The 10905-nt window shown below is 67.9% G+C and carries 4 protein-coding genes and 1 pseudogene; 2 read left to right on the forward strand and 3 right to left on the reverse strand.

The annotated features are described in order from the left end of the window. The coding region (locus K2X24_RS14235) for a glycogen/starch/alpha-glucan phosphorylase (protein ID WP_292499038.1) at positions 1-2507 on the reverse strand (2507 nt) is incomplete at its 3' end. Positions 2508-2982: 475 nt separating this feature from the next. On the opposite strand from K2X24_RS14235, the gene K2X24_RS14240 reads away from it, so the two are divergent. Further along, positions 2983-4581: an alpha-amylase family glycosyl hydrolase gene (locus K2X24_RS14240; RefSeq protein ID WP_292499039.1), complete on the forward strand. Its 1599-nt coding sequence runs from the start codon at positions 2983-2985 to the stop codon at positions 4579-4581. A 203-nt stretch (positions 4582-4784) separates the two neighbouring features. Continuing rightward, positions 4785-6245, forward strand: a pseudogene (gene glgA, locus K2X24_RS14245) (glycogen synthase GlgA); the annotation flags it as partial. A 145-nt stretch (positions 6246-6390) separates the two neighbouring features. Here the strand turns inward: glgA and glgB are convergent. Next, complete coding sequence (gene glgB, locus K2X24_RS14250; RefSeq protein WP_292499040.1) at positions 6391-8694, reverse strand: 1,4-alpha-glucan branching protein GlgB; 2304 nt, start codon at positions 8692-8694, stop codon at positions 6391-6393. Further along, positions 8695-10905 (reverse strand): putative maltokinase (locus K2X24_RS14255; protein ID WP_292499041.1); only part of this gene is annotated, 2211 nt, incomplete at its 5' end.

The raw sequence follows: 10905 nt of genomic DNA on the forward strand, positions 1-10905 counted from the left end.
TCCGACGAGAACCACGCCATCCGCGCCGTGTTGAGGATCGCCGCGCGCCACCACGCCGCCGGGTCGTTCCAGGCGGCATCGACCGCGCGCTGGGCGCGCCAGTAATCGTCGAAATCGACGGTGAGCAGGTAGCGGTCGTTGTGGCGCAGGTCGTCGACGATAGGCCGGAAGCGCCCGGGCTCCTCCGGCGAGAACCGGCCGGATTCGATGAGATCGAGGGCGGCCTTCAGGCGCGGCGAGGCGGCGATGGCGGCCTCGGCGTAATTCGGCTCCGCCATGCGGGCCTGCACCCCGGCGGCATCCAGGCCGAAGATGAAGATGTTCTCCGGGCCGACATGGTCGCGGATCTCGATGTTCGCGCCGTCCAGGGTGCCGATGGTCAGCGCGCCGTTGAGGGCGAGCTTCATGTTGCCGGTGCCCGACGCCTCCATGCCGGCCGTGGAGATCTGCTCCGAGAGATCGGCCGCCGGAATGATCGCCTCGGCGAGACTGACCGAATAGTTCGGCAGGAACGCCACGGTCAGGCGCCCGGCGACGTCCGGATCGGCATTGACAACCTTGGCGACGTCGCAGGCGAGCTTGATGATGAGCTTGGCTTGGACGTAGCTCGGCGCCGCCTTGCCGCCGAAGATCTTGACGCGGGGCGTCCAGTCCCGCTTCGGGTCCGCCTTGATCGCCTGGTAGAGCGCCACCGTCTCGATGACGTTGAGAAGCTGGCGCTTGTATTCGTGGATGCGCTTGATCTGCACGTCGAACAGGGCGGAGGGGTCGATCGCGATGCCGGTCCGCTCGGTCACGACGTTGGCCAGCGCCACCTTGCGGGCGCGCCGCATGGCGGCGTAGCGCGACTGGAAGTTCGGGTCCGAGGCGACATCGGCGAGGCCGGTGAGGAGCTCCGGCGTATCCAGCACCTCGGGTCCCACCGCCTCGATGGCGAGCGCGGTAAGTTCCGGATTCGCGTTGTGGAGCCAGCGCCGGAAGGTGATGCCGTTGGTCTTGTTGACGATCTTGTCGGTGTCGAGGGCGTGCAGGTCCTTGAACACCGTGGAGCGCATGAGATCGGTGTGCAGGGCCGAGACGCCGTTCACGCGCCGCGCGCCGAGGAAGGCGAGGTGCCCCATCCGCACCCGCTTGCCGTGGCTCTCGTCGATCAGGGAGACGGAGGCGAGCTGGGCGGCATTGCCCCGCCCGTGCTTGCCCTGCTCCTCGAGGTGCATCCAGTTGATCAGGTAGATGATCTGCATGTGGCGCGGCAGCACCCGCTCCATCAGCTCCACCGGCCAGGTCTCCAGCGCCTCGGGCAGGAGCGTGTGGTTGGTGTAGCCGAGGGTGTTGGTGGTGATGTGCCAGGCATCCTCCCAGTTCAGGCCGTGGTCCTCCAGCAGGAGGCGCATCAGCTCCGGAACCGCGATGGCCGGATGGGTGTCGTTGAGCTGGATCGCGGCGTGGTCGGCCAGGGAGCGCAGGTCGCCGCGCTCGGCCATGTGGCGCCGCACGAGGTCCTGCAGGGAGGCGGAGGTGAAGAAGTATTCCTGCCGCAGGCGCAGCTCCTGGCCCTCGGCCGACGAGTCGCTCGGATAGAGCACCCGCGAGATCGCCTCGGCCCGGGCCCGGCCCGCGACGGCGCCGACATGGTCGCCGCCGTTGAAGCGCGCCAGGTCGACGGGGACCTCGGCCTCCGCCTTCCACAGGCGCAGGGTGTTCACGTGGCGCCCGCGCCAGCCGACCACCGGTACGTCGTTCGCGACGGCGCGCACCGTCTCGGCCGGGTGCCAGTGACGACGGATCACCCCCTCGGACACGGACGACATGGTGACGTGTCCGCCGAAGCCGATGGTGTAGGTGGCCTCCGGCCGGACGAACTCCCAGGGATTGCCCTCCGCGAGCCAGGTCTCGGGCGCTTCCTTCTGCCAGCCGTCCTCCAGCGACTGCCGGAACAGGCCGTGATCGTAGCGGATGCCGTAGCCGATGGCCGGGATCGACAGGCTCGCCATGCTCTCCATGAAGCAGGCGGCGAGGCGGCCGAGGCCACCGTTCCCGAGGGCGGCGTCCGGCTCGGCGGCCTCCACGTCACCGAGGTCGACGCCGAGTTCGCGCAGGGCCGCGCGCGTCGTCTCGACGAGTCCGAGGTTGTTCATGGCGTCGGACAGGAGCCGTCCGATCAGAAACTCGAGGGACAGGTAGTAGACCCGCTTGTTGGGTATGGAGCGCTCGCCGTCCATGCAGGCGTCCACGATCCGGTCGCGCAGGGCCAGCGCGGTCGCGGCGAACCAATCGCGCTCGCGGGCATTGGCGGGGGTTCGTCCGATCGCGTAGGCGAGCTTGGCGACGATCGTCTCGCGCAGGTCGGCGACGGCGTTGCCCGAGATCGTCCGTTCCGGGCTCACCCGGCCCGGGCGGACCGGCGCGGGCGTGGCGCTCGCGTCACGCTGCACCGTCATGTCCGAACCCGTCGCTGCGGAAGCCTCATCGCGTCCATCCCGTCTGATCAGTTTTTCGTTCAACACGTCTCAAGTCCCCCCTTCTCAACCGCGGAACCTGGATACGCGAACCGGACCGTCGACCCGCCGGGTCCGTCCAGTGCAGCGTTCCTGTTCTTCGTTCGGTTCAGCCATCTTGGTCGCGCTATTCAATCACTCTCAGGAGATCGGATTCGTTAAGACTCTCTGCCAAGCAATGCATCGTCCGAACCGGTCAGCACACCCGCCGTAGCATCGCCACAAACCTGCCCGCCGGCCAATCCAGGCGATGAGCATTGCGCGCGGTTGCTTGCCCGAGCATGACCTCCGCGGCAACGCTGCGCCGCACAATCCTGCGTGCCGCGTCCCACTGACGGTCCGTGTAGACCAAAGTGCACGGGAATGAGACCGCATGACGTTGGAATATTGTCTGAACGCAGACGGTCACCGGTGGGTCGCGGAGCGCGCGTTCTCCCGCTAGGGTCCGCCCCGGCCGAGCGGAGCGGGCCGTGGAGGGGGTTGCATGGCGGATACGGTCTGGTGGAAGCGCGGTACCGTTTATCAGGTCTATCCCCGCTCGTTCCAGGACAGCGACGGCGACGGCATCGGCGACCTGGCGGGGATCACGCGCCGCCTGGACTATCTCGCCTGGCTCGGCGTCGACGCGGTCTGGATCTCACCGTTCTACCCGTCGCCGATGGCGGATTTCGGCTACGACGTCGCCGATTATTGCGGCGTCGACCCGCTGTTCGGCACGCTGGCGGATTTCGACGCCCTCGTGGCGGAAGCCCATTTCCGCCGGCTCAAGGTCATCCTGGACTTCGTCCCGAATCACACCTCCATCGCGCATCCCTGGTTCGCGGAGAGCCGCGCCTCGCGCACCAGCCCGAAGCGGGACTGGTACATCTGGCGCGATCCCGCCCCCGACGGCGGTCCGCCCAACAACTGGATCAGCAATTTCGGCGGCCCGGCCTGGACCCACGACGCGGAGAGTGGCCAGTACTATTATCACGCCTTTCTGCGGGAGCAGCCGGACCTGAACTGGCGCAACCCCGAGGTCCGCGCGGCGATGCACGACGCCCTGCGCTTCTGGCTCGACCGGGGCGTGGACGGGTTTCGCGTCGACGTGATCTGGCACCTGATCAAGGACGAAGGCTTTCGCGACAACCCCGAGAATCCGGCCTTCGCGGTGGGACAGCCGGAGATCAACCGCTTCGCCCAGGTCTATTCGGCCGACCGCCCCGAGGTCTTCGATATCATCGCGGAATTGCGGGCCGTGCTGGCACCCTACCCCGAGCGCGTACTGATCGGGGAGATCTACCTTCCGGTTGAGCGGCTCGTCGCCTATTACGGTCCCGACCTCAACGGCGTCGACCTGCCCTTCAACTTCCAGCTCATCCAGACCCCATGGAACGCCCGCTCGGTGGGCGACCTCGTGAATGCCTACGAGGAGGCGCTGCCGCCGGGGGGCTGGCCGAACTGGGTGCTGGGCAACCACGACCAGCCGCGCATCGCGGCCCGTGTCGGGCTTCGGCAGGCCGCCGTGGCGGCGATCCTGCTGCTGACCCTGCGCGGCACGCCGACCCTCTACTACGGCGACGAGATCGGGCTCGCCCACGTGCCCATCCCGCCCGACCGGGTCCAGGACCCCTGGGAGCGCAACGAGCCGGGCCACGGCCGGGACCCGGAGCGGACGCCCATGCAGTGGGACGAGACCGTCCATGCCGGCTTCAGCACCGCCGAGCCTTGGCTTCCGATCAGCGCGGATGCGGCGACCCACAACGTCGAGGCCCTGTGCGACGACGCGACCTCGCTCCTCACGCTCTATCGTCGCCTGTTGCGTCTCCGGCGTGATTACGCCGCCCTGTCGGTCGGCGCCTATCGCGCTTTTCCCGGTTGCCCGGAAGCAGTCTTGGCCTACGAGCGGCACGATGCCGACGCGACGCTCCGTGTCGCGCTGAATTTCAGCGCGGTGCAGCAAGACGTGCCGATGGGCGGGGAGGAAGGCGGAACGTGGTCCGTCCTCCTCTCGACCCATCCGGAGCGTCAGGGAACCCAGATCGGCGAATCGCTGGTCCTTTCGGCCGATGAGGGCGTGATTCTGCTCCTTCGGGCCTCCTGATCCGCGAAAAATCGGCGACTACCCAAAATCTTCGTGACCGTGGCTTGGATTGTGCGTCGCAAAGGAACCGCGATTGATCTAAGGCGTTCACGATGTCGACGTCGATGCTGGGCCTACGTTTCCCGTCCCCGCCCCTCGCGCGACGTGGGGACGATTTCATGAGCCTGGCGGATCAGACCGATCACCTTGACGCGCCACATACCCTTCGATCCCGTCACACCCTTCAGCCCCGCGTTCTCTTCGCGACCCCCGAGATGGCGGACTTCGTCAAGACCGGCGGTCTCGGCGAAGTGGCCGCCTCCCTCCCCCGGGCCTTACGCAGACACTACGACGTCCGCATCCTGATCCCGGGTTACCGGCAGGTGGTCGAGCAGTTCGACCACATCCAGGTCGTGGCCCAGCTCGCCGGCAAGGCCGGCGTACCGCCGTGCGAACTGGGGCTCGTCGAACTCAGCGACGGCCTTCAGGTCTACGTGATCCTGAACGCGGAGCTCTATCAGCGCGACGGAACCCCCTACGGCAACGCCCAGGGCGATTTCGGCGACAACGACATCCGCTTCGCCCGCCTCAGCCTCGCCGCGGCGGAGATCGCCTGCGGCATCGATCCGGCCTGGAGCGCCGATCTGCTGCATCTCAACGATTGGCAGGCGGCCCTGGCGCCGGCCTACCTTGCCTGGAGCGGCCTGCGGGTGCCGAGCATCCTCACGGTGCACAACCTCGCCTATCAGGGCGTGTTTCCGCGCGAATCCCTCGGCCATCTCGGCGTGCCGGAGGATGCCTTCCAGATGGACGGCGTCGAGTTCTACGGCCAGATGTCCTTCCTGAAGGCGGGCCTGTACTATGCCTCGCACGTCACGACGGTCAGCGAGACCTACGCGCGCGAGATCACGACGCCGGAGGCCGGTTGCGGCCTCGACGGCCTGCTGCGCACCCGAGCGGCCCAGGGGCGCCTCGCCGGCATTCTCAACGGCATCGACGAGAGCTGGGACCCCAGCACGGACGTGCACCTCGCCGCGCGCTTCGAGATCGACGATTGGAAGGGCAAGCGCGCCAATGCCGAGACGGTGCGGCGCCAGTTCGGTCTTGCGGTCTCGCGCGGCCCGCTCTTCGCCATCGTCTCTCGCCTCGTTCACCAGAAGGGCATCGATTTGAGCATCGGTGCCGCCGAAACGATCGTGGCCGAGGGTGGGCAGCTCGTGGTGATCGGTCAGGGCGAGGGCCGCTTCGAAGGAGCTCTGCGCGACCTCGCCCGGCGCAATCCCGCCTCCATCGGCGTCCACGTGGGCTTCGAGGAGAAAGATGCCCGACGGATGTTCGCGGGCAGCGACTTCCTGCTGATGCCCTCGCGCTTCGAGCCCTGCGGCCTCGCGCAGATGTATGCCCAGCGTTTCGGCTCCCTGCCGATCGTCCACCGCACCGGCGGCCTCGCGGACACGGTGGAGGATGGGGTCACCGGATTCACGTTCGGCGAAGCCTCGCCGCGCGGCTTCTCCCTTGCGATCCGCCGGGCCTTCGAGACCTTCGGCCAGAAGAAGCGCCTGAACGCCATGCGGCGTCACGCGATGTCGCGGAACTTCGGCTGGAACGAAGCGGCGCTGAACTACTCCGCCCTCTACGCCCGCGCCTTCGGCAACATGCCCGGCCTGCGGATGCGTGCCGCCTGAACCCAGGCGACGACATTCGAACGCAAACGAAAGACGCCGACGCGGGTGACCCGCGCCGGCGTCTTTCGTTCAGGCGGCCGGATCGCTCGGCGCTGCCGACGCGGATCGGTCGGCTCGCGGAGGGTTCTCCGCGAGCGCGGGTCTGTCAGTCCTGGCGTACGAAGATCATCGTGGCCAGCGGCGGGATCGTCAGCGCAACCGAGTAGGGTTGGCCGTGGCTCTCGACGGCCTCCGCCTGGACGCCGCCCAGGTTGCCGACATTCGAGCCGCCATAGCCCTCGGCGTCCGAGTTGATCGCCTCGCGGTAGAACCCGGCGGCGGGAACCCCGATGCGATAGCCCGTGCGCGGGACCGGCGTGAAGTTCGAGACCACGACGGCAACCTCACCGGCCTCGCGGCCCTTGCGAGCCCAGGCGATGACGCTGTTGTCCTGGTCGTCCGCCACCAGCCACTGAAAGCCGCCTGCCTCGGTGTCGCGTTCGTGCAGGGCCGGCGTTCCCGCGTAGAGATGGTTGAGGTCGCGGATCAGATCCTTGACGCCTCGGTGCATGCCGTCGTCCAGCAGATGCCAGTCGAGGCTCTGGTTGTGATTCCACTCCTTCTCCTGGCCGAACTCGCAGCCCATGAAGAGCAGCTTCTTGCCCGGATGCCCCCACATGAAGCCGTAATAGGCACGCAGGTTGGCGAACTTCTGCCAGCGATCGCCTGGCATCTTGCCGAGCAGCGAGCCCTTCCCGTGCACCACCTCGTCGTGGGACAGGGGCAGGATGAAGTTCTCGGAGAAGGCGTAGAGCAGCCCGAAGGTCAGGTCGTGGTGGTGGTAGCGGCGGTGGATCGTCTCCTTGGACATGAAGTTCAAGGTGTCGTGCATCCACCCCATGTTCCACTTGAAGCCGAAGCCGAGGCCGCCGGTGTAGGTCGGGTGCGAGACGCCCGGCCAGGAGGTCGATTCCTCCGCCACCGTGAGGGTGCCCGGCGCGTGCGCGTAGGTGGCCTCGTTGGTCTTGCGCAGGAACTCGATGGCGTCGAGATTCTCATTGCCGCCGTAGCGGTTCGGGATCCACTCGCCCTGACGGCGCGAGTAGTCGAGGTAGAGCATCGAGGCGACGGCATCCACGCGCAGCCCGTCGAGGTGGTAGTGCTCGAGCCAGAAGCGGGCATTGGCGGCCAGGAAGCTCGACACCTCCGTACGGCCGAAATTGTAGATGTAGGTGCCCCAATCCTGATGGAAGCCCTGGCGCGGGTCGGCATGCTCGTAGAGATGCGTGCCGTCGAACTGGCCGAGGCCGTGCGCGTCGAGGGGGAAGTGACCCGGCACCCAATCGAGCATCACGCCGATACCGGCGGCGTGCGCCGCGTCCACGAAGGCCGCGAAGTTGTCCGGTGTCCCGAAGCGGCTCGTCGGCGCGAAGAGCGAGACGGGCTGGTAGCCCCATGAGCCGTCGAACGGAAACTCCGTGATCGGCAGCATCTCGATATGGGTGAAGCCCATTTCCTTGACGTAGGGAATCAAGCGCTCGCCGAGTTCCTGGTAGGTCAGATAGCGATTGCCCTCCTCGGCAACGCGCGCCCAGGAGCCCAGATGGACCTCGTAGATCGAGATCGGCACGTGGCGCGGGTCCTTCGCCCCCCGCGTCTCCATCCACTTGTCGTCGCGCCAGGCGGGCGTGTTCGTCCCCTGCAGGACGGAGGCGGTCTCGGGCGGCTTCTGCGCCGCGAAGGCGACGGGATCGGCCTTAAGGGGCAGCAGCGACCCGTCGGCACCACGGATCTCGTACTTGTAATGGGCGCCAGCCTTGAGGCCCGGGATGAACAGCTCCCAGACGCCGCCGTTCTGCCAGAGGCGCATGGGGTGGCGCCGGCCGTCCCAGGTGTTGAAGTCGCCGACCACGCTGACGCGGCGGGCATTCGGGGCCCATACGGCGAAGCGGAAGCCCTCGATCCCATCGACGTTGCGGGCCTGCGCGCCGAGGATGCGGTAGGTGACGTTGCTGCCGACCTCACGCAGGTTGTCGATATCCGCCTGGTCTAGGGAGGAGCCGAAGCCGTAGGGGTCGTGGCGCGAACGCTCGACGCCGTCCCAGGTCTCGACCACGAGTTCGTAGAGCGGACGGCCCTCGCTCGGCAGGCGGGCGACGAAGAAGCCGTCCGGGTGCTTGCGCTCGAACGGGATTCGCTTGCCGCCGACCAGGAGGGTGGCGCCCTTCGCCTCGGGGAGAACGGCACGAACCTCCCACTGACCCTTGGCGACCTGATGGGGGCCGAGGACCGAGAAGGGATCGCCGTGGTTCGCCGCCATGATGGCGGCGATCGCGTCGGGGTGAAGGGTGGCCGTCTCGGGTGCCGGAGCCTCCGGCACCCGCGTGGCAACGGGCGCAACGTCCGCCGAGCCGGAGCCGCCCGAGGGGTGCCCGGTCCTTTTCGCGAACGTCTCGTCGATGCCCATCATTCAAACGCCTTTCTTGATCTCGTCCAGAATGTTGAGAACCCCACGTGCGGGGATTTCGATCCAGTCCGGACGATTGTTGGCCTCGTAATCGACTTCGTAGAGCGCCTTCGTCAGGAGCGAGAGCTTGAGGAGACGGCTCTCGGTGTCCGGATCGGTCACGGCGGCCCGGCTCACTGAGACGGCCTCGCGGTAGCCGTCGAGGAAGGCTGCATCGATCATGCCGCGCCAGGCGATGGAGGCCCGGCGCGCACGCTCCTCGGAATCCGAGAAGCGGGCCGCGATTCCCCGGGTCACCGTCTCGGCGCCGTAGGCGAAGGAACGCATCATCCCGGCGACGTCGCGCAGCGGCGTCGACTTGGCGCGGCGCTCGTCGGCCGGACGCGAGGGCTCGCCCTCGAAATCGACGATAATGAGATCGTCCTCGGCCGCCAGCACCTGACCCAGGTGGTAGTCGCCGTGGATGCGGGTCTTCATCGCGCCGACCGGCGCCTTGGCCGTGAGCGCCTCGATGGCGGTCTCGACCTCGCGGCGGCGGCCGGCCAGCTCCGTGCTCGCCGCGTTGGAGGCACGGCCCGCCAGCCCGTCGAGGCCCCGGAAGGCCCGCTCGGCCTGGCGGCGGGTGTCGTCGCCGAGGGCGTGCAGGTCGGCATGGTCGAACGGCTCGGCCGCGAAGGCCGGGTCGTCCGTCTCCACCGCGAAGGCGTTGTGCATCTCGGCCGTGCGTCGGCCGAGCAGGATGGCCCAGCGCAGGTGCGGCTCGAACGCCTCGGACGGCGACGGCGCCTCGCTCTCGGGGGCCAGGACCACCGTGTCGAAGTCGCGGCGCAGTCCCTCCAGCATCAGCGTCCAGGCATCGCCCTGGTTGGGCACGAACTTCTGGAGCACGGCGAGCGCCGTGCGGGTGCCCTCCGCATCCACGTGCTCCAGCACGCCGAGGAGCGCCGGGGTGTTGTGGAACTGCGCGGTCTCGGTGAGGAAGCGCCCGACCTCGATCTCGGGATGGACGCCCGTCTGCAAGCGGCGCAGGAGCTTGAGCATCATCTTCGAGCCGATGGCGATCGAGGTGTTGCTCTGTTCGGTATTGAGCGCCCGGATGTCGCCGGCCTCGAAGGTCACCTCGGGATCGAACACCGAAGTCGTCGAGAAGACGAGGCGGCCGGTCTCGGTCTTGATCTCGCGGCCTTCGCGCATGCCCTCGATCACCGAGACGGCGAAGTTGGGCACGACGGAAGCGCCGAGGAGCAGGCCGGTGCGGGGGCCGCGCCGGACGCGGGCGACGGCGTGCTGCAGCATCGCCTCGTCCTCGCGGCCCTCGTCGACGGCCACCGGCACGAAGTAGTCCTGGCGCTCGCCGGTGGAGAGGTGGACGGAGACACGCGGCAACAGGAACTTCGCTTCGCCGGTGCCGTCCTTCAGGGCTGCGCTGTCGATGACCTGCACCGACTTGATGCGCGAGCCCTTGGCGGCGAACCAGCGCCGGGTGGCGATGAAGCGCGGCGCCACGGTGCGCTCGAAGGCGGTGCGCTCGCGCCCGGCCATCAGGCTCTCGATGCCGCCGGTGAGCACGAGGGTGAACAGCTCGGGCAGTTCCGGCTGCGGGCCGATGCTGCCGGTGTTCGCCGCACTCAGCGAGAACCAGTAGAAGCCGTAGGACGGGAGCGTCAGCAGGTACGGCAGTTCGCCGATGGCGGGGAATTCCGAGCCGCCGGTCAGCTCGATCGGCACGGCGTTGCGCAGTTCCGAGAGGTCGAGCTGCACCGCCTGGGGTGCCCGCGACAGGTTGGCGACGCACAGAACGCGCTCGCCCTCGAACTCGCGGATCCAGGCCAGGACCTTGCGGTTCGACGGGTAGAGGAACTGCATCCCGCCACGGCCGAGGGCCACCGAGTTGTTGCGGATCGCGATCATCCGGCGCGTCCAGTTCAGCAGACTGGTCTGCGACTGGGTCTGCGCCTCGACGTTGATGGCGTCGAAGCCGTAGATCGGGTCCTGCACCGAGGGCACGAATAGCTTCTGTGGGTTCGCCCGCGAGAAGCCGCCGTTGCGGTCCGGCGACCACTGCATCGGCGTGCGCACGCCGTCGCGGTCACCGAGATAGATGTTGTCGCCCATGCCGATCTCGTCGCCGTAGTACAGCACCGGCGTGCCGGGCATGGACAGGACGAGGGACTTCATGAGTTCGATCTTGCGCCGGTCGTTCTCCAGCAGGGG

The organism is Methylobacterium sp. (assembly GCF_019750675.1).
Taxonomy (GTDB): Bacteria; Pseudomonadota; Alphaproteobacteria; order Rhizobiales; family Beijerinckiaceae; genus Methylobacterium.

What these genes read in the sequence shown, in the direction of transcription:
- K2X24_RS14240 (WP_292499039.1), top strand. Translation starts at nt 2,983, where the DNA reads ATGGCGGATACGGTCTGGTGGAAGCGCGGTACCGTTTATCAGGTCTAT.
- glgB (WP_292499040.1), bottom strand. Translation starts at nt 8,694, where the DNA reads ATGATGGGCATCGACGAGACGTTCGCGAAAAGGACCGGGCACCCCTCG.